This is a genomic window from Comamonas sp. C11 (assembly GCF_024496285.1).
Lineage (GTDB): Bacteria > Pseudomonadota > Gammaproteobacteria > Burkholderiales > Burkholderiaceae_C > Comamonas > Comamonas testosteroni_F.
The window spans coordinates 3,067,171-3,085,646 of the sequence record NZ_CP101743.1 but is presented as its reverse complement, the minus strand read 5'-3'; the positions used below and the strand labels follow the sequence as shown (position 1 = coordinate 3,085,646).

Annotated in this window: 16 protein-coding genes; 5 read left to right on the top strand and 11 right to left on the bottom strand. The window is 58.6% G+C overall.

Annotated features, from left to right (window positions below; translation table 11 throughout):
• Positions 1–510 precede the first annotated feature (510 nt).
• Positions 511–1,041, top strand: a complete 531-nt coding sequence (locus NOX35_RS14100; protein WP_182282970.1) for an O-acetyl-ADP-ribose deacetylase — start codon at positions 511–513, stop codon at positions 1,039–1,041.
• A 165-nt stretch (positions 1,042–1,206) separates the two neighbouring features.
• Here the strand turns inward: NOX35_RS14100 and NOX35_RS14095 are convergent, their stop codons facing one another.
• Positions 1,207–2,499 (bottom strand): Zn-dependent hydrolase, encoded by a 1,293-nt coding sequence (locus NOX35_RS14095; protein ID WP_256493669.1) that lies wholly within the window; start codon positions 2,497–2,499, stop codon positions 1,207–1,209.
• Positions 2,500–2,589: 90 nt separating this feature from the next.
• Between NOX35_RS14095 and NOX35_RS14090 the strand changes: the two genes are divergently transcribed.
• The 3 genes from NOX35_RS14090 (at position 2,590) to NOX35_RS14080 (ending at position 5,504) form a co-directional block, all read left to right on the top strand.
• Positions 2,590–3,483, top strand: coding sequence for a LysR family transcriptional regulator (locus NOX35_RS14090; RefSeq protein WP_256493668.1), 894 nt, complete (start codon positions 2,590–2,592; stop codon positions 3,481–3,483).
• Between the two features lie 831 nt (positions 3,484–4,314).
• Positions 4,315–4,737, top strand: a complete 423-nt coding sequence (locus tag NOX35_RS14085; protein WP_256493667.1) for an Imm10 family immunity protein — start codon at positions 4,315–4,317, stop codon at positions 4,735–4,737.
• 365 nt (positions 4,738–5,102) lie between these two features.
• On the top strand, positions 5,103–5,504 hold the full coding sequence (locus NOX35_RS14080) for a DUF2750 domain-containing protein (protein ID WP_256493666.1): 402 nt from the start codon (positions 5,103–5,105) through the stop codon (positions 5,502–5,504).
• A gap of 110 nt (positions 5,505–5,614) precedes the next feature.
• Here NOX35_RS14080 and NOX35_RS14075 read toward each other — a convergent pair whose 3' ends face one another.
• Positions 5,615–6,013 carry a BLUF domain-containing protein gene (locus NOX35_RS14075; protein WP_182282966.1) on the bottom strand — a complete coding sequence of 133 codons (399 nt, stop codon included), beginning with the start codon at positions 6,011–6,013 and terminating at the stop codon, positions 5,615–5,617.
• 225 nt (positions 6,014–6,238) lie between these two features.
• The gene (locus NOX35_RS14070; protein WP_256493665.1) at positions 6,239–7,036 is read right to left on the bottom strand and encodes an MHYT domain-containing protein; all 798 of its coding nucleotides are present in this window, start codon (positions 7,034–7,036) and stop codon (positions 6,239–6,241) included.
• 263 nt (positions 7,037–7,299) lie between these two features.
• On the opposite strand from NOX35_RS14070, the gene NOX35_RS14065 reads away from it, so the two are divergent.
• Entirely contained in the window at positions 7,300–8,844 is a 1,545-nt protein-coding gene (locus NOX35_RS14065; protein ID WP_256493664.1) for a PAS domain-containing methyl-accepting chemotaxis protein, read from the top strand.
• A 78-nt stretch (positions 8,845–8,922) separates the two neighbouring features.
• Here the strand turns inward: NOX35_RS14065 and NOX35_RS14060 are convergent, their stop codons facing one another.
• The 8 genes from NOX35_RS14060 to NOX35_RS14025 form a co-directional block, all read right to left on the bottom strand.
• Positions 8,923–9,183: a hypothetical protein gene (locus tag NOX35_RS14060; RefSeq protein ID WP_256493663.1), complete on the bottom strand. Its 261-nt coding sequence runs from the start codon at positions 9,181–9,183 to the stop codon at positions 8,923–8,925.
• Between the two features lie 61 nt (positions 9,184–9,244).
• Positions 9,245–9,835: a polysaccharide deacetylase family protein gene (locus NOX35_RS14055; protein ID WP_232537943.1), complete on the bottom strand. Its 591-nt coding sequence runs from the start codon at positions 9,833–9,835 to the stop codon at positions 9,245–9,247.
• A gap of 232 nt (positions 9,836–10,067) precedes the next feature.
• A complete protein-coding gene (locus NOX35_RS14050; RefSeq protein ID WP_232537942.1) occupies positions 10,068–10,331 on the bottom strand; it encodes a GNAT family N-acetyltransferase in 264 nt (87 codons plus the stop codon).
• A 370-nt stretch (positions 10,332–10,701) separates the two neighbouring features.
• Positions 10,702–15,669, bottom strand: coding sequence for a hypothetical protein (locus NOX35_RS14045; RefSeq protein ID WP_256493662.1), 4,968 nt, complete (start codon positions 15,667–15,669; stop codon positions 10,702–10,704).
• A 344-nt stretch (positions 15,670–16,013) separates the two neighbouring features.
• Positions 16,014–16,280: a hypothetical protein gene (locus NOX35_RS14040; RefSeq protein ID WP_256493661.1), complete on the bottom strand. Its 267-nt coding sequence runs from the start codon at positions 16,278–16,280 to the stop codon at positions 16,014–16,016.
• On the bottom strand, positions 16,277–17,497 hold the full coding sequence (locus NOX35_RS14035; RefSeq protein WP_256493660.1) for an ISL3 family transposase: 1,221 nt from the start codon (positions 17,495–17,497) through the stop codon (positions 16,277–16,279). The genes NOX35_RS14040 and NOX35_RS14035 overlap by 4 nt, the downstream gene beginning before the upstream one ends.
• 38 nt (positions 17,498–17,535) lie before the next feature.
• Positions 17,536–18,147, bottom strand: a complete 612-nt coding sequence (locus NOX35_RS14030; RefSeq protein WP_256493659.1) for a nucleotidyltransferase domain-containing protein — start codon at positions 18,145–18,147, stop codon at positions 17,536–17,538.
• Entirely contained in the window at positions 18,144–18,422 is a 279-nt protein-coding gene (locus NOX35_RS14025; RefSeq protein WP_182282961.1) for a hypothetical protein, read from the bottom strand. Before NOX35_RS14025 ends, NOX35_RS14030 begins: the two co-directional genes overlap by 4 nt.
• Positions 18,423–18,476: the final 54 nt, after the last annotated feature.

Below are 18,476 nucleotides of genomic sequence, written 5' to 3'. Positions count from 1 at the left end.
TCTCAATGCAGCGTTCTCGCTGGCTTCAGCCGCCAAGACGTTGCTTCGCAGTGCATCCAGTGCAAGTGATATTCGAGGTCCAACGGCTGCCACAGGTCGAAATGAGGATGCCGGCGCGAGCCGCGCTGTCGAACGTTCAGCCAGGCAGCCGCTCGGGACACATGGAGCCCAAGGACTGGTGTTGTGGGGTTTGCTGTCGTTCAGGCGCCAGGCAGTGGCTAGTTCGGATGGGCTTTCACCAGAACTGGCGATCGATTACAGAAGAGTCTGCTTCTGGCCGGACTGCGAAAGTCGCAGATCGACCCAGTGCAGACAATCGAATGCTCGCAAGAACAGAAGTCATGCAGCGGTCAAGATCGCTCAAAATTGCGATCTTCCTGATTCAAGGCACTTCGGGAATGGGGTTGCGCACAACGGCATCGCTCATCGGCACTTACGCAGGCAACGCGTTTACAAAACAGGTCTGCCATTGCAGTATCGGCTGCCTGCCCGTTCTTTCTCTGTACAGATATGCCCACACGCCTTCATGCCATCTGCTCTGACATCACAACGCTTCATGTGGGAGCCATTGTCAATGCAGCAAATTCGTCTCTTCTTGGCGGAGGTGGCGTCGACGGTGCAATCCATCGTGCGGCAGGTCCAGACCTTGTGCATGAATGCCGGCTGCTCGGAGGCTGCAAGACTGGCGATGCAAAGGTGACCAAGGCTTATCGCCTATCAGCCCACTACATCATTCACACCGTCGGACCCGTGTGGAGAGGAGGGGAAAGTGGTGAAGCAGAGCTGCTCGCCGGCTGTTATCGCCGATGCATAGAGTTGGCGGAGGAGAAGGCGGTTGCCTCGATTGCTTTCCCAAGTATCAGCACCGGTATATACGGGTACCCGATCGAACTGGCTGCGCAAGTGGCTGTCAGGACCGTCCAGGACAGTCTGTCGGAACATTCGCCAATTGAAGAGGTTGTCTTCTGTTGCTTTTCACCTGCTGACTTGCTTCAGTATGAATTGATTTTGAATCGACTGCCGCCATCCGGACCTGAGTAGCACCTGAGCCTTGGGCCCAGTTTTCATGCCCCCTCCTGGCCGGCAGTGTGAGCCTGAAAAGCCGATCATTGCTGCGTCGCGAACCCGGAAGCCATCCAAGGCCCCATCTACGAATGACAGGCAGGGACCAGGACGAGCCTGGTCCACTCGCATTCGTGATTGCAGCTAGTCCATTTGCTCATCCAGGTTCAGCAGCGTAGCGGCAAGCACCTGGGTGCCGGCCAGAACCTGGTCCGGTGAAGCCCATTCCACCGCGCTATGGCTGCGCCCATCAAGACACGGGATGAAGATCATCCCCGAGTGTCCGGTCTGGGCCAGGTACATGGCATCGTGGCCGGCCCCGCTCGGCATGCGTCGACAGCCCAGGCCCAGGCGCTGGGCGGATTGCTCCACGGCAGCAGCAATCAGCGGCGCGCAGGCAACGGGGTCGACATGGGTGCGAGGCTCCACGCGCCACTTCACGCCCAATCGCCCGATAGCCGGGCCGCAGCGCCGCGCCAGAATTTCCCAGAACTCCTGCAGCATCGGGGCATGGTTGCTTCGTACCTCCAGCGTCAGGTCCACCTGGCCAGGAACGGTGTTGCTGGCGTTGGGGTAGACGTTCATACGACCTACCGTGGCAACCACGTAGTGAGGTGTGCTGCGGCTCCATTGCAGCGCCAGGCGCTGGGCCTGGCGGATCATTATTGCTGCAGCCACGAGAGCATCGCTACGTTCATTCATGGGAGTGGTGCCGGCATGATCGGGTCGACCTTCGAAGAACAACTGAGCGCGGCGTATGCCAACGATGTCGGTCACGGCGCCTATGTCCAGGCCTTCGCGCTCAAGCACAGGCCCTTGTTCTATGTGCAGCTCCACAAAGGCCGCAAAGCCGTCCTGCCGGCGGTCGGCCTCGGACAGAGCTTCGGGGCGGGCGCCCAGGCGCTCCAGGGCCTGGCCCAGGGTGTCGCCCTGGCCGTCGCGGGCGGCCAGCATGTCGGCACTGAGCTGACCGGCCATGGCGCGGCTGCCCACACAGGAGATGCCGTAGTCACTGGGCTCTTCGCAGAGGAAATCTATGACCTCGAAGGGGTGCTTCAGCGTGATGTTCGCGTCCTGCAGGGCACGGGCCACTTCCAGGCCTGCCAGCACACCCAGAATGCCGTCGAAGCGTCCTCCGGCATTCACCGTGTCGGTGTGCGAGCCCGTGGCCAGGGGCTTCAGATCATCGCGCAGGCCGGGACGGCGGCCAATGAGGTTGCCTGCGGCATCCAGGCGCACCTGCAGGCCCGCGGCTTCGAAAGCTTCGCGCAGCCAGGCGCGTGCGGCCTGGTATTCCGCGCTGAAGGCGCGGCGGGTCCAGGGCATATCGGCTCGGGTGAATTTGGCGAGGTCTTCGAGGCGGCGCCACAGGCGGTCGCTGTCGATCGGCGGCAGAGCCGGGGAAAGAAGGGGGGAGCAAGTAGAAGCGTGCTGCATGGAGTAATCTTTGCCCGAGATTTACCAATAAGGAATCTTTTGATGTTTATGCAAGGTATTAGTGAAACTTTGGCTAATGCCCCTGGTTTGATGCTGTTGAGGAGCTTTTGCCTGGTCATTCAGGAGGGCAGTTTTTCTCAGGCAGCGGAGCTGCTGCAACTGTCCCAGCCGGCGGTCAGCCTGCAAGTGCGTCAACTGGAACGCCATCTCGGCACACGCCTCATAGAGCGTGTGGGGAGGTGTGCTGTGCCGACGGCTGCCGGGAAGGCCTTGCTGGAGCAACTGCCCGCCGTGAGCGTGGCGTTGGAAGGCCTGGCTCATGCGCTGAGTGCCCATGCGCGCGAGGTGAATGGGCAGGTGCGTATAGGTACGGGCCTGACCGTGTGTCTCTATCTTCTGCCTGCCGTGCTGCGGCAGATACGGGCCAGCCATCCGGGCATCGACATCGTGGTGGTCACTGGCAATACCGAGGAGTGTGTAAAGCGCGTGGAAGACAACAGTCTGGATATGGCCCTGGTCACCTTGCCAGTAAACCGCCGCGCCTTGCTGGCCACTCCCATTCTGCACGACGAGTTGGTGGCCGTAGCCCGCCCGGAGATGCTGATGCCGGGTGATGCGGTTGCTGCGCCCGAGCTGAGATCCCTGCCTCTGCTTGCCTTGCAGAAATCAGCCAGCACGCGCGGGGTGGTCGATGCCTGGCTGCGCCGTGCCGGTGAACTGCCGCACCCTCAGATGGAGCTCGACAGCGTCGAAGCGCTCAAGGAGATGGCCGCCATAGGCCTGGGTTATGCCGTAATTCCACGCATGGCCATGCAGGGGCGAGGCGCGCGCGATGATCTGGTCTCACGCCCGCTCACACCAGGATTGCAGCGAACACTGGCAATGGTGCTGCGCAAGGACAAGCCATTGAGCCGTTCCCTGTCGATGGTCTGCCAGAGTATTCAGGCGCATTGTGCAGCCTGGATGCAGCAACCGGAGTTGTGAAGATGGTTTGTATCTAATCTATTCTTTCTACGCCGGTACCGATGTCTGCCATCGGCGAGGCAGTAACTCACTGCCTGTTGCATCGGGGCCATCGATTGATGCCCGCTGGCTCTTCTGCTGCCAGGTCTTCTGCGTGGGCAGCCGTTTCCGGCCGAAAGCAGCTGCGGCACATGGCCCTGAGCTGACCTACGTCAGAGGAACTGAAGGCTGAATACCTTGGAGTTTGCAGCCACATGAGTGAGGTATGTGCAAAGGACAGGTCTCCCATTCCTTTTCGCCTCTATGGCGAAAACGGCAGAAAGCACCATGGCTCCGAGCAAGATGGTGACCGCAAAACGGTCTGTGCAGCCATGCATCGCAGTGAATACGATCACGGAGACCAGTCCGGCAATCCACCATGAGGATGTCAGCAGACGACGGATGACCTGAATTGGCAGTGATTGCCTTGCCCTGCAAGCGTCTCGATGAATGGCATCATCACTGCCCCGACCATGAACTGAATACCTGCAGGGTATTGGGCCATCGGGTTTGAGCCTGGTGGCACCGGCCCTATGGACCAGGTCGCAAGAAGGCCCCAGATAATCTGTCCACAGAACATCACGGCTGCTCCGCCAGTAACCAACATCCATCTTGGAGCAGCCGGTAGTCGAGTCGGTGCGTCGAGGCTCATCAACCGAATAAGTCAAGCAGCAATGAAGCCGTTGTAGCACATATTCTGCAAACGCCGGGAGACTGCTGCCGGCCGATCCACGGCGCTCGTGATCAGGGCCTTCCCGGCATAGGATTCCAGCTCCAAGCCTGTTGCAGCCCTGAACCCTCAAGAACACCCAAATGAACACTCTCTCCTTTCACGCAGCCTGCATCGCCACAAAAGACCCGGAGGACTTCTGCCACCTTGTCGGCTTCGCCGACAAGAAGCACGACACCAAGCATTACCTGATGCTCCAACGCTCCTTCGAAGAGGATGAAGACGAGCAGGATGAAGAACTGGGCATGGATACCTATCATGTCGAGTGGTGCGGGCAGCAGAGACCTCGCTATGGCGGCATTGAGCGGTTTGTGCTGAAGCGTACCGGTGCGGAGGTCACGTTCAAGCGCGAGGCGGAGGAGGACATGGATGAGCCGAAGCAAATGTCCATCGCCTTTGATCTTTCAGCCGGCGAGTACGAGGAACTGAAAGCCGCCCTGACGAATATCTTTGCCGGGGAGAGCTGCTTCGAGATAACGGATGGCCAGTCTATCGGGGCTGCATAGGCGTGGCGAACGAGTCCGGGCCCTTCGCTCTGGATACGTCATCAAGGGCAGGGCTGATGCGGCGCAGCCTTGATGGTCATGGTGCCCATACCGGTCCGGCTGGCTTTTGGCCAGCATGAGCGTGTGGCCGAGCAGGGCGGTTGTGGTGGGTAGCTGAGACGGGGAGGCGGATCAGGACTCAACGCGGTCAAGAAGAAAATCTGCTGGCAGCCCGCTTCCGGCTGTTCATGGTTGCGGCTGCCACTGTTCGATCCACAGCGGGCATGTGCATCGGCGCTATCGCCAATTCATCATTGCTGGAGCGACCGGCCCTTCGGCTCCAACCTGGTGACAGAATGCCTCATTCATACAGCTCCAGTTCTCACATGGAAAAGTCATATCCACTTAACCGACAACAGTTCCAGGCGGTATCGGCACTTGCCAGTCATCAGCGTTATCGGCATTTCATCGGCCGAGTATCGGACTGGCAATTGGTGTGGGGACTGAGAAATGAGGGTGGATGGGTGACAGCCTCGGACCGCAACGGAAATCCTGTGGCCCCCTTTTGGCCACATCCCGATTACGCGATTGCTTGTGCAGTTGGCGAATGGGCTGGCAATTCCCCTGCAAGCATCGATGTTCACCATTTCCTGAGTCGTTGGCTTCCCGGTATGGAAAAGGACGGCATGCTTGCGGCCGTATTCCCTACGCCAACAATGCAGGGGGTAGTCGTTTCGCCGCGTCAGCTGCAAAGGGGTATCGAAGAAGAACTGTCTTGCCTGGAGTGAATGAAAGCAGTTTGAAATTCCGCTTCCGGCCTGTAGGCGGCAGTTTCGGCACGCTCTTCGAACCGGCGCAAATCAGAGTGCTTCAGCAGCAAGGAAATTGAATGGAGCTGCTATGCAGCATCCAGCATTGGCAATAGCTGCTGTAGGCAGCTCATTGCGGCATCTCCGTCGACAACCCACATTTGGGCCAACGGCTCGGCATCTTCCACCGAGAGGTAAGCCATGGTCCAACCGGAGAAAAGGCGACTCGTTATGCCTCTTGCCTCGTGCTGCGGGGTGAAATTGGTATGGCGATTGTCCAGGGATATCTTTTGGGCCAGTGCAACCACCTGCTGCTGAGGACCCTCCATGTATTGGACGAAGCGCTGACCGTCAAAAATCAGGATTCCTGTGATCCCATGAGCCTCATTGAAGCGGCGTGAGACTCTGGTGATATCTGCGACACAGCTCGTACTGGCGTCGCTGGCGATTTCACTGTGATAAAGAAAACATCCGAGCAGGTGTTTCAAGGTTTCCTCTTGCTTTCAGCGTTGCATAGATGCGGTTGGTGCCGGTATCGAGATCGTCTCAAGCCAGATACCCAGAACCTATTCCTTGCAGACAGAGTTGGAGTGATGATCAATGGTCCGCTTGCTCGTCACCGAGCGACATGCACCAACGAGACAGGTCGAGATTGATGGTGGCGCAATGCGAAGTAAGCTCCATAAAAAGGGGCACGAGTCTGCTGCCGCAATTCATTTGCGAGGGATGCCTGCTCTTGTGCTGCTCTTTTGGAAAGATACCAGCGCCAGGTCCATCAGCAGAACCATCGACATGCCCAGGGCCAGTACAGCCACCACCATCGGCAGTCCAAGCGCGCTGAGCACATACCTTCCCGAAGGAATTGCAAGGCGATTTTCCGTGGTGCAAATGAACTCGGCCGCACTCATGCCCGTGTAGTGCATGGCACAAACGGCAAGGGCCATGATCGCTGCTGCAAGCAGGCGCATGCTTGTCTGTGCGGTATGAAATGCCAGCCACAGCGCCGCAGTTGCAGCCACCAGAGCAATAAGCACCGACATGGCGATTCGCTCATAGTCCCACTCCAGGTGGCCTCCAAAACGCATGCCATACATGCCTAGGTAGTGCATGACAACGGCGCCCAGCCCGAGCATGGATCCGGCCAGCAACAAACGACCAATGCTGCGCGGGTTGCGAGCCACGATATGAAAAGCCAGAGCCGAGATTGCCACCGCGGCAATGAGCGACACGCCTGTCTCCCATACCGAGTAGCCGGTCCCAAGGTCCATGCGCAGCGCAAGCATGGCAATGAAATGCATCGACCATACGCCAATGCCGCCCAGGGCAATCCCTGTGCTGCCAAGGCTCATCAGATAGCTCTGACGGTCATCAATCTCCGGCTCAAGTCGCCTGGCGGAGATCAGCGCAATGAAGGCGCCAATCATTGAAATCGCGTACGACAGTACAACCAATTCCATGCTGTAGCTGGTGCTGACCATTGCATCCATGAGCCTCTCCTGGTTGCCGAACAAGAAGAATCCAGAATTTGTAAATTGACTTGTATCAAATTAATTCAGAGCCATCAAGGTGATTTGATGAATCAGATCTGATTAGATGCTAGGTAGATACATCAGATCTGATCTATATTCAAAAATTGAGACCAGTCAAGGAATATGTAAGCACTTGATACAAGCAAGCGCTCAAGGAGCGATCGCACGGGTGCCCAAGGCGTGCCGGCTTCACTCAATCTGGGCGGTATCTCGTTTTGTCAGGCCATTGACCACAGAAGGCACATATGAGAGTGAACGCACCGGTAACCCAGCGGGAGTACAGCTTTGATGAGCATGCAACTCTGATGTCCACCACGGACACGGAGAGCTACATCAAATATGCCAATCAGGCGTTCATGGAGGTCAGCGGCTTCGAGCCGCAAGAGATCATCGGGCAGACGCACAATCTGGTGCGCCACCCGGACATGCCCCCGGCCGCTTTTGCCGACATGTGGGCCACGCTCAAAAGCGGCGAGCCCTGGAGCGCACTGGTCAAGAACCGGCGCAAGAACGGGGACCACTACTGGGTTCGGGCCAATGCCATTCCCATCATCCGCAATGACAAGGCCAAGGGCTATATGTCGGTGCGCACCCAGCCCGAGCGCAAAGAGGTCGAGGCGGCGCAAAAGCTGTATGAGTCCATGCACGACAAGGGCGGTTCAGCTCCCGAGCTGCACAAAGGCATAGTCTCCCAGAAGGGGCTGGGGAAGCTGCTGTCGATCTGGCGGCACATGGGGGTGCGCCGGCGCATTCGCCTGAACTCGCTGGCCTTGTGGGGCGCTCTGGTGCTTGGGGCCTGGCTGCTGGCTCAAAGCCAGATGCAGTTCCTGTCGATGGCGGCCTTCATGACGGTGGCCCTGATGGTGATGACGCTATTGCTCGAGAGCCAGTTCGCCACGCCGCTGGAGCTGCTCAAGCGTCAGTCGCTGAACGTGGCCACCGGCAACAACCGGCAGACGCAATACCTGCAGCGCACGGATGAAATCGGCACCACGCTGCGCACGGTCAACCAGATCGGTCTCATGTTCCGCTGGCTGGTGGACGATGTGAATCAGCAGGCGCTCAATGTTCAGCAGGCCTGTAACGAGATCGAGCAGGGCAACAGCTATCTGCACGGGCAGACGGAGCAGTTGGCGGTGAATGTGGCCCAGACCTCGGCCTCCATGGAGCAGATCACGGCCCGGGTTCAGTCCAGCGCCGATACAGCCCAAAAAGCCGGTGTGCTGGCCAGCGAAGCCAGCGCGGCGGCCTTGCGCGGGGGCCAGTCCATGGATCAGATCGTCTCCACCATGGAGTCGATTACGGCCAACTCCCGCCGCATTGCCGACATCGTCGGCGTGATTGACAGCATTGCCTTTCAAACCAACTTGCTGGCGCTGAATGCGGCCGTGGAGGCCGCCCGCGCAGGCGAGCATGGCAGGGGGTTTGCCGTGGTTGCCGGTGAGGTGCGGGCCCTGGCGCAGCGCAGCGCCGATGCCGCCAAGGAGATCAAGGCGCTGATTCAGGCCAGCACGGCCACCGTCGAGGCGGGCTCTCTGGTGGTCAGCGATGCGGGGAGCAATATCGGGGATATCGTTTCTCAGGCGCGCAGCGTGGCGGACTTCATTGCCGAGATCAGCAAGGCCACGCGCGAACAAAGCGAGGAGATCAGCCAGGTCGGGAAGTCGGTGGCGGACATGGACTATCTGACGCAGCAGAACGCGCAACTGGTGACTCAGGGGACGCAGGCGTCGAGCAGCCTGCAATGGCAGGTGAAAAATCTCGTGGAAGCGATTGGCGTGTTCCGGTGAGCGGCCGCACCAGCGAACAATCCTGACAACTGCTTCTGGCCGGCGGGCGGCCGTCTCTGAACGCCCCTAAGAGGACTGCTAAGGTACTAGTGACTCCAGGCGGAGCTTGGGTTCTTCATAGACCGAGTCCTCGGCGGGATAGCGCAGGCCAGAAATGCCGCGCGCTTTCGCGCTTGCCCATACGACGCTTTCGCCAGCAGGCAATATGTCAGGCTGCGAAGAGTAGACAGGATCTTTGAAGGCGGTTGTTGCTGGTACGAACGTCCAGCCTTGCTTGCGAAAGGCCGAAACGATATCAGGCATGGTTGCCGCATTGATCTCATTGGTGTGCAGCAGCATCACATGCGCAGGGCTTCGACCAAGTACCTGCCTGGCCAGGCCTTCATAGTAAGTAGCCCGGTCAAGCAAGTGGTTCAATGTAGGCCAACTTTACCCGGACAGCCTTGTCGTGTGAACCAGCTCGTAGCAGCGAGGAATAGATCTTGTTGTAGTACCAATCGCTGGCATCAATGGAGACTGGAGCCGGTCTATATCCATTTGATTTCATCCAGGACCGGATACCGTCACGCTTTTCCAGCGTATCACCTTCTTTCAGGTAAGGAAAACGAAGCATCGGCACCCAAGTCGGAATGTGACGCAGAGCTGCATCGGCCTTTTTCACATCCGCAATGAACTCGTTCAATGTCATCTCTGTGGATGCAAGACTGCGGTGTGTCGCCGTATGGTTGCCTACCGCATGACCTGCCTTGGCCCAATCCATGACGAGCCCCATTCCTCGATCACCGCCCATGCGAATGAGCGAGGGGAATACCATCGCTGTGATGCCAGAGTCTTTGAGGCTGGTAATGATCTGCTGATTCCAAACCTGCGCCTGGATCTGCTTGTCGGGGTTCAGTCCATCATCAAAGGTCAAACTCAACGTCTGGGCAAAGCCCAGGGATGAAAAAAGCAGAACGGCCAGCGATGCAATAGCGCGAAGAATGGTTGGCATGAGAGCTTGTGAAACACGCGTTCAGTACCTGCAAGTCGTTGGCTGTGAATAGAGCCATTGCAGACGTTCGAGGATGTCTGCTGCTTGCCTCTAAGCGTTATCACTGCCAGAGCGCACGAAAGAATACCGGCGAATGTCCGCCCTCAGCTTCCATCCTCTGCCTTCCCAATAAGCGTGGGCAGCATGGTTCTCTTGGAGAACATCAATGTGACTCTTATGAATGCCGAGTCTTTCAAGTCCATCCAGGCAGCCCTGAAGCAATGCCGCGTTTTCGGTGTGTAGGCAGGGCTACGAGGCGCTGCAAGTAGCCGCGACGACCATCGTGGCCTGACATGATGCATCCGACGATATGCTCGCCTTCTAACGCAACAAAGCTCAAACCAGGGTTGCGCAACAGGTAGCGCTGAGTCGCTTCCCGTGAATCTGCATCCCGAAAAGTAACCCCGTCTGTTTTCTTCATCATTGCGGTGACGCTGTCGTAGTCCCCAATGCTCATTGGTCGGATAGATATCTGATTCATAGTGCTAGGGCGGTAGGGCGGCTCTCTCTGCTGTCTCCAATTTCTGGCATTCCAAAGGCGAGAGCATATTCTGCTGGAAGCACGTGGACTGTTTGTGGCCGAGAGCTACTGTCTCTGTTCGACCCATTGCAGCCATTCAAGCTGCGCCGAACAGTGACTGCTTAGCAGCGATTGCTGCCCATTGACACGGCAACTGAACGGCTGCTTTTCGCCCTGCAGCAGTCGCTCAGTGAAAGCGATGAACCAACCGCGTGAAGTCTGAAGCCATCTAGCAAATGCTAGTCGATTCACGTCGGAGCGCGGTATGGACACAGGGCAACAACGCGCCTACTACTCCTAGTCAGGTTCATCGCCCGACGCCGCCGGAAGGCGTCAGAAAGTCTTCTCGAAGCAGAAACGCGTTCGATGAACCCACTTGAACGAGAGCATCCAGCAGCGCGAGTGTCGGCGCGCGTAGCCTCATCGACTGTAATCCTGGCAAGTCCTCGAACATCAGACGAGACACGAGTTGGTCCATCGCAGTCCTTGCTGAACTCGATGTTCTGAGTGCAGCTTCGAGCCTGTCGCCCATGTGCGACTGAATGAGCTTTACCGCGTCTGGCAAAGACGGCGTTCCAATTGAGAGCAGGTAATCACCGTAAGCCTCCAAGGCTAGGCTGTTGACAGGCAAAGCCACGAAGAGGGCGTCGACGCGTTGGCTCGCCGCCCCAAGCAACCTCCACTCCCGAACGCCCGCCTTCCACCCCTTGGTGAGCAACAACGACCGGATCAGCGAACCACCCCACGACCGGTCATCGCGAAGTTCTGCAAACCACTTAGCCTTTTGCGCTTCTGCGGCAATCAGTGCCCAGAGTGCCCAAAAGTTCGTTCCGTCCCCACGGGCATCCGCCGCCCGTATCAAGTCGTCGAGCAACTTGGCGAATTCGTCGGGCTCGCTGGCGACTTGGGGCAGGACGCGTTGCAGCAGATGGGCCCCGACGGACGCCTCCGACTTGATCAAGAAGTCCGCGAAGGCCTCCTGCGCGGCGATGTGTAGCTCGAAGTTTTGGTCGCGGTCTTCATGCATCCGATCCCACCACCGCTCGAACTGATCGCCGATCCATTCAAAGAGTTGAAGGGCGAGCGGACTCCGGATGTGGGAGCGGAAGACAGGCAACAGGTAGAGGGCAAGCGTATGGTCGTGCCGCAGCAAGTGCGGATCAAGCAGCGGCGGCGCGCTGCCCCACATCGACCTGTCAATGGCAACAAGTCGGGCCTGACGCTGGTGTAACAACTCGGACGCGGACGGATGTTGATTCCATGGAAGTTCTTCCAGTTCGGCGTCCTGTTCACAGGTCGTAAACGCAGCGGCAACCAGCACGTGTAAAGCGAAGTTCAACAGAGACGGTGCATCCCATAGACGTTGATGCGCCAAGCTCTGGACGGCGGCTTGCTGCACATGCCGATTCCAGTGAGTCAAAGAAACTTCGAGCAGCCGCTCGGCGTCGGCTTGACTCACCTGCGGCGCAAGAGCGCCGATCGCTGCCGCGCACTCCATCTTCCCGTCGACGGGGATGCTGCCTCCGAAGATGTCTTCTGAGGGGATCTCCCCAAGGCAACCCACAATGGTTTCAAGACACCACTGCCGATCCACAGGGTCGAGGACAGCCCAGCGATCTCGCGCAATCACCGCCGCCACCATCCGGCCTCCTCCTTCGAGGATGTCGCGGGTGCCACGAACTGCGACTTGGCCCTCCACCTCTTTCGCCAACGCCAATTTGTCACGCCACGACTCATCGCCAGCAGCGACTCCATCGTCCTTGTGTTGGTGAGCCCAGTTTTGAAGCTCGATGCGCTTCATGAACTCGACTTGGCCGGCCTGCGAATCCTGCACCAGGACTTGGACATCTGACGGAAGCTCACCCATGGTGAATTCGACCTGGTCGCCGACATCCCTGCGATCGTATGTTCTGAGATCCATTCGCCGCAGCGCCAACATCCACTGCGATTGTTCTGTGGTCCGCTCCTGCTCGGGTGGCAACGCAGCGAGATAGCGGTCCAGCAACGCTTCCACCGACGCTCGCTGCGGGCCAAGCTGGAGCTGAATGGCAAGTTCTTCGAGATGGTGTTTTCGATGCGGAAGCGCCTTCGAGTCGAGCCGCTCGCGCTGGAACATTTGAGAGAAGACGTCGAAGCCACCGGGAGCGAGCGCAGTCCTGTCCGTCATCATGCGCGCCACGTCCATTCGGATTAACTCGGCGGATCCGAGGATACTTACGCAGCAATCGCCGGCTAGACCCGGGTGCGCGAGGCAGGCGCTGGCCACAACCCCCAACGACGCGGCGTTGTTCGAGTTACCCAAGATGTAGTTCAGAAAACTTTGGAAAACCTCGGGCGTTGCCGAGCCCTTCGCAATGTCGAGAAGCCATGCTTCCAGAGCCATCAGGGCGCACTCCATCACGGCGGGCATGACGTGGGTTCCTCGATACGTCTGCCACAGCCGTTGATTTTCCAGGATGGACCGCGCCCTGCCGTCGGATAGCGTTAGCTCAGTTTCGTGCGGTGGCTCGATCAGGCGCCACCGCTGTGAGTTAGCCTTGTAGATGGAGCAGCATTGATTGATTAAATTGACGATGAACCGCACGCCCTCGGAAGGATGGGCGCGCAACAAGAACAACATGGGTCCTTGCATCGAGGACGGAGGGAAGAAGCGGTGCTCGTAACTGTGCGTCAGCCCAAACACCGCCTCCAATTCACGCGAGGAATTCCACCGATCGTCTTTATCACTGGCGAACCACCGACCTAGGCAGACCGCCTGGAGCTCGCGCGGGAATGCGCTGGCAAAGGCGATGGCCTTGAAGGGCTCGAAAGTGAGCTTGGCGAAGTGCCTGGCATCTTCGTCGTGACGGATCGATCCGGGCGTGGATGCCCTGCTAGCAATTCTCTTGAAGAGCGACTCGTTCGCGCGGGGCGCCTTCATCAGGATTTCGACGAGTCGCTCTCTGGGGATCACTCGTCCGGGCGCGTCCGTTGGGAGCGCAAGCAACTTTTCGATTAGAGAGCCGACGCTGACGGCGCCTTCGGGTAGCTGTTCGCTGCCAGAAATGTTTGCGGACCAATCCTCTATGAAGGCGACGAGCAGGGAATCCATTCGCCTGGGCAACGCCTCCCAGTTCTCGTCCATGAACGCGAGCAGTATCGGCCAAGCGCTTCCCGTCGGAACGTGCCATCGAAGCCAAGCATCAACCCCCTGCGCTTTGGGCGAAACGGTCTTGCAGCCGACGCGTATTAGGTGCAGCACTCGTTGAAGCAACGCGCCTTCATCAGCAAGCAGCTTGCCGGCGAAGGCTGTCATGAACGAGCCCGCTGCGCTCGATTGAAAGACAGCGAGCCAGGTGTCATCGACGAAGTGGGGCGAGAGCGACTTCTCGGAGCTCACCTCGGAGATGAACTGGTCCACTAACGTCCTATCGACGTCGAGTTGCTCTGTTAGCCACTTGCGATAGGCGCGCCGCAGCGCGGGATGGCCCCCAACTTCCCCTGCCATAGCCGTCGAGCTGCCGGAGTGCGCTTCAAATCGGCGCATGAACCACTCGACGAGCCCCCAGTCCTCGAAAACGTCGTGAGCGGCCGCGACCCGATGAAACTCATCGTTCGCCACGAGATTGGCGTTTCCAAGCCGTTGCAGGGCGCCGTCGACGTCAGCGACTTCAACGTATGGGCGAAGCGCCCGCGCCCTCGCAATGCAGACGTCAAAGAAGACCTTTTCGCGCTTGGACGGCATGCCGTCCGCGACATAGGCGTCGTCACGAACAAGCTCGCTCCACATCTTGCGCCGCAACGCGCGCTCAGTCTGTGGAATGGATTCGCCCTGCGCGAGGCGAAGTTGGGACGCGCGCGTCAGAAGAAATGGATTTCTGAGGAGCGGCCTCAGACTCTGATTCGCGAGCAAGGGTTGCAAAGTCGGAGCCGCGGCTTCGGCCTGCGAAAGCTCCGCGTCGGAAAGGCCGCCGACTACGATTTTCGCGAAGGTGACATTGCTCGTCGCCAGCAAGCTGCGCTCGACGACCTCCGCATAGTAGTCGCGGCACGTGATCACGAGCGAAATCGAGCTGTCGTCCTTGACGCCTAGCAACAAGTCCTTGAACGCTGCTCGTTCGCTCGCCTCAAGCAATCGCTCAAGGCCGTCAATAAAGAACGTCTTGCGGTGGAGCGGCAGCAAGCCCTCCAACTCTTTCCACGTGAGATTGAGGCTCGCATTGGTCAAGACCTGATCGATGTGCGCGGCTTTGAACTCCTCTGCGGAGAAGGCGAAGTTCGTCTCAGCGCTAGCCGTGACCGACAGGTAGTTCATTCCCAACACGGACTTGCCGCTGCCGGCGGGACCGACCACGAGCACCACCTGCTGCTGCGCTACCGCTGCCTCCAGCTGAGCACGCAGCTCGGATCGGTCGAACATGATCCCCTGCGGGCCGGCCGCCGCGAGCCGCCGTAACGTCGTCGCTGAGTGCTGTCGAAGTCTTGACAACTCGCCATGCTTGGAGGACGGGACTTGCCTGTGCCTGGCCTTGGCGCGTTCCGGCAGCGAAGCGAAGTCGACGCTGCGGCCCTCAGCCGCAGCCAATCCAGCATAGTCGATCAGTTCGCTCCAACTGCTCGACGCGGCGTCTGCTTCCGCGCCAGCAGCCCGCAGCGAGGCGAGGAGCGTCAAGATCGCGGCTACGTCCTTCGCTGCTGCATCTTGAAAATCGAAGCTGAGAACGTGGAAGGCTTGCAAGAACCGCCAGACGCTCTCATCGGCCACCGGTAAGCCGTTCGCATGATCAAGGATTGCTTTGATCGTGTCGTAGTCGGCCTTGGCTTGTTTGTTCAAAGTTCCCTGGCCTTGGCGGCGCGCCAAGAAGTCGGCTGCGTCTCCCGCTGCTCTTGCTTGACCGATCAGCCAGCGCACGTCGTGCTGAATCCGATTAGTGCCCAGGAAGGTGACCAATACGATCGCGTCACGGCCTTGCTGAAATAGCGCCGCGTTGTTGAAGTCCATCCAGGCGGCCGCCAGCGTCTCCCTGCACTCCTCGTCTTTGAGGCTGAGCGTGAAGGTTCTTTTGATCTGCGCGGCCACCTTGTGGGTTTTGCCTGCTTCCGACTGTGCCTCCACCACCAGGTCGTCGATGCACCAGCCGAGTCGACGAGCTTGGAAGTGCACGCGTTGCGGGGCAGCGTCGGAGAAGATAGGCATGAACGACTTCGTGAGCAGCAGGCCCAGAAAATAGGCGCCAACCCGCCGTTCGAAGTCGCCTCCAGCTCCCCCCGTTGAGATCACGCTTGCCACGCTCATTTGCCCCCCATTTCTCGCATGCACGGTAATCGTCCATGTTCTCGTAGATTGGAAACGGATGCAAGTTGAGGGCGCTTCGACGCGCGTTCAGATGGTTCTTTCAGCTATAGCGCGTGGTGCGCATTAGCCTCTCGCTGGACGCGCTCATGAAGATGCGCGCTCTTAGTACCGCTGTCGACGAGTGACTATGAAAGTCGTGACATGTTGCTAAAGGCGTCCAGCGTCCGCTGTAGTGTGATGCGGTCGTTCACGGGCGGACGTGTGAATGACGGCTACCAGCCTAGACCTGCCGTTCGCGGCCACGTTCCGGACGACAGCTTCTGGCCGGTTGCTGCCGTTGCTGTTTAGTACTGAGCAGACGCGGATGAACACTGGAGCCCTTGCATCCAATCGACAAAGAACACCAGCCTCTGATTGAAAACGTTGTTCGTTGCCGAGGGCGTTTTGGCATGCTCAAGAAAGAACTCCATTTGTTCAGCCATTTCGGGAAATCGGACCGAAAAAAACGTGGTGTATTCCTCCAGAGATTCAGGCCATAGACGGTCTGCCTCAAGGCGCAGGACGTTGGTTGCGCGAACCAGCTTTTTTGCAGCCTCTTTTTTCAGGTTCATCGCGCATTACCGGGGAAGGCTGCGCGAATCTTCAGAAAGAAATAGTCCTGATCGCGGTAGCCATAGGCCCGGCGCTTGATGACCTTGATGGTGTTGTTGATGCCCTCGACAACACTTGTGTTCAACGGATGCCGGCATCGGGCGATGATCCCGTGCAGGTAGCTTTGCAAGCGCTGAGCGAAGGTGCTCAGTGCTGTAATACCGCTTTGGCGCGCTTGCTCACACCAGTGCTGCCAGGCGCGATGCGCCCAAGCCGGACGACGGTAAAACCACAGCTGTTTTAGCTCATCGCGCAAGACGTATACCGCCATTAATGGCTCATTGGCCGCCAGCAGCTCCTTGAGCTGCACTGCTTGTTGAGCCTGCAGCTTGTTGCGATTGCGCAGTAGCAACCAGCGGCTGGACTTGAGCACCTTGCGCGCCAAGGGCTGTTGGCGCAGCAAGTTGGCCTGATCGACACGCACTCGGTCGATAACCTCCCGGCCATACTTGGCCACGACATGGAACAGGTCATAGACGATCTCGGCGTTGGGGCAGTTGGCCTGGATCTCCAGCTCGTAGGCAGTAGTCATGTCGATAGCAACCGCGCGAATGCGCTGGGCAACGCCAACGGGCAACTGCTCGAAGAACTGGCGGGCCGTCTCGCGTGAGCGCCCTTGCCCCACCCACAGCACCTGCCGGCTGATGGGGTCGACGACGACTGTGGCGTAGCGATGGCCCTTGTGCAACGCAAACTCGTCCATTGCCAAGTACTCGATCCGCTCCCATTGCGGCTGCGCGGTAGTGGCCAGCAATAAGGCCTTGTCGATGGACTTGACCGTGTGCCACCCAAGATCGAAGAAGGCCGCGACTGCCTTGATGCTGCTGCTGCGAAGCAACTGGCTGCACGCCTGTGCCAGACGGTCTGTGACGCGCTGGTAGCGACCGAGCCAGCTGAGTTTCTCCAGGCGCGGGCCACCACAGCTATCGCACCACAGACGCCGACGCGGCACATGCAGCGCCACCTTGTACTCGAACAGTGCCAGATCGCGCACGCGCCGTGTCGTGGTCTCATGGACTTGGCTGCACTGCCCACCGCAGCGTTCGCAATGCATGATGCTGGCCTGCGGCTTCAGATAGATCGACACGGTGCGGCTATCGCCCTGGGGCCACTGCACACGTTCAACCTCGTAGCCCTCCCAGCCGCCAAGAGCCTGCAATAACTTCGAGTCCAGCATTTGATTTGTTCTCCGATGTCAGCTTCGCAGCCGTCAGATTACAAAACGAACGGGCTCATCTCCACGGAATTCCTCGATGAACCTTTTTTCAGCCGTCTCGTTGCGTCTTCGTCATGTGCTTGAGAGATGTGCGTCACGTAGTTGCGGAGAACCTGGACATAGTCCCCATTGACTGCTTTCGCAACTGCAGGTGAGGGCTGAAATGCCTGAAACCGAAGTGCCAGATCTGAACCATAAATACAGCGGCACTCATGCTTGAGCCAGTAGCCCCAGCTATACAAATTGGCCGGGCTAAGCACATCTTCAAGTACACCCAGATCCAAATCGATCTTGGTGACTTCAGGATGGCCAGCCTCCAGGTTGGAACGGACACGCTCAAGAGATTCAGCCTCTGGTGTGGAAAGCGGTCTCGAAAGCACCAACGTCAAATCCAAGTCCGACTTTCCAGGTTTGGCCATCGCTCTGGGCACGCTGCCGTACAGATACAGACTGTCTAGGATTGCCCCGAGTTCCTGCACCAGACTGTCACGCGCCTCGTCAATCAGGTTGACGAACTCGGATTGTAGAGGTCTGACTGGGAGAACCTTGATGAAGGTGGGAGCGGCGTCAAGACAGCTTTTCATCAGGTCAAGGATAGCGCAGTGGTTCATTCGAATGCCGCCCCGGCCGGCAGCAGCCAACCACTGAGGGCTGCTTGCAGCTGTCGAAAATGGTCGATGCGATCGATGATTTCTTCCGCGAAGTAACCGGCACCGAGAAGGTGCGCTGATTTCGACATCTTTTCAGAGTAGTGCGGCTCGCCCGTTCGCATGTCACGGACACGTCTGCGTGCTCGCCCTGCAAAGCTCAGCCCATGAATGTCCGCCTTCCGGATTCGGACACGGCCGACTGCCTGGAAGAACAGTGGTTTTGCAACGGTCACCATCGCTCAAAAACTGCAATTTTTCTGTTGCGAGGACTCGGGGACGCGGCGGCACAC

Coding starts and splice junctions, on each gene's coding strand:
- NOX35_RS14040 (WP_256493661.1), bottom strand. CDS start 16,280: ATGAACCTGAAAAAAGAGGCTGCAAAAAAGCTGGTTCGCGCAACCAAC.
- NOX35_RS14100 (WP_182282970.1), top strand. CDS start 511: ATGCCCACACGCCTTCATGCCATCTGCTCTGACATCACAACGCTTCAT.
- NOX35_RS14090 (WP_256493668.1), top strand. CDS start 2,590: ATGCTGTTGAGGAGCTTTTGCCTGGTCATTCAGGAGGGCAGTTTTTCT.
- NOX35_RS14050 (WP_232537942.1), bottom strand. CDS start 10,331: ATGAGCATTGGGGACTACGACAGCGTCACCGCAATGATGAAGAAAACA.
- NOX35_RS14035 (WP_256493660.1), bottom strand. CDS start 17,497: ATGCTGGACTCGAAGTTATTGCAGGCTCTTGGCGGCTGGGAGGGCTAC.
- NOX35_RS14025 (WP_182282961.1), bottom strand. CDS start 18,422: ATGGTGACCGTTGCAAAACCACTGTTCTTCCAGGCAGTCGGCCGTGTC.
- NOX35_RS14085 (WP_256493667.1), top strand. CDS start 4,315: ATGAACACTCTCTCCTTTCACGCAGCCTGCATCGCCACAAAAGACCCG.
- NOX35_RS14065 (WP_256493664.1), top strand. CDS start 7,300: ATGAGAGTGAACGCACCGGTAACCCAGCGGGAGTACAGCTTTGATGAG.
- NOX35_RS14095 (WP_256493669.1), bottom strand. CDS start 2,499: ATGCAGCACGCTTCTACTTGCTCCCCCCTTCTTTCCCCGGCTCTGCCG.
- NOX35_RS14045 (WP_256493662.1), bottom strand. CDS start 15,669: ATGAGCGTGGCAAGCGTGATCTCAACGGGGGGAGCTGGAGGCGACTTC.
- NOX35_RS14055 (WP_232537943.1), bottom strand. CDS start 9,835: ATGCCAACCATTCTTCGCGCTATTGCATCGCTGGCCGTTCTGCTTTTT.
- NOX35_RS14080 (WP_256493666.1), top strand. CDS start 5,103: ATGGAAAAGTCATATCCACTTAACCGACAACAGTTCCAGGCGGTATCG.
- NOX35_RS14030 (WP_256493659.1), bottom strand. CDS start 18,147: ATGAACCACTGCGCTATCCTTGACCTGATGAAAAGCTGTCTTGACGCC.
- NOX35_RS14060 (WP_256493663.1), bottom strand. CDS start 9,183: ATGCTGCTGCACACCAATGAGATCAATGCGGCAACCATGCCTGATATC.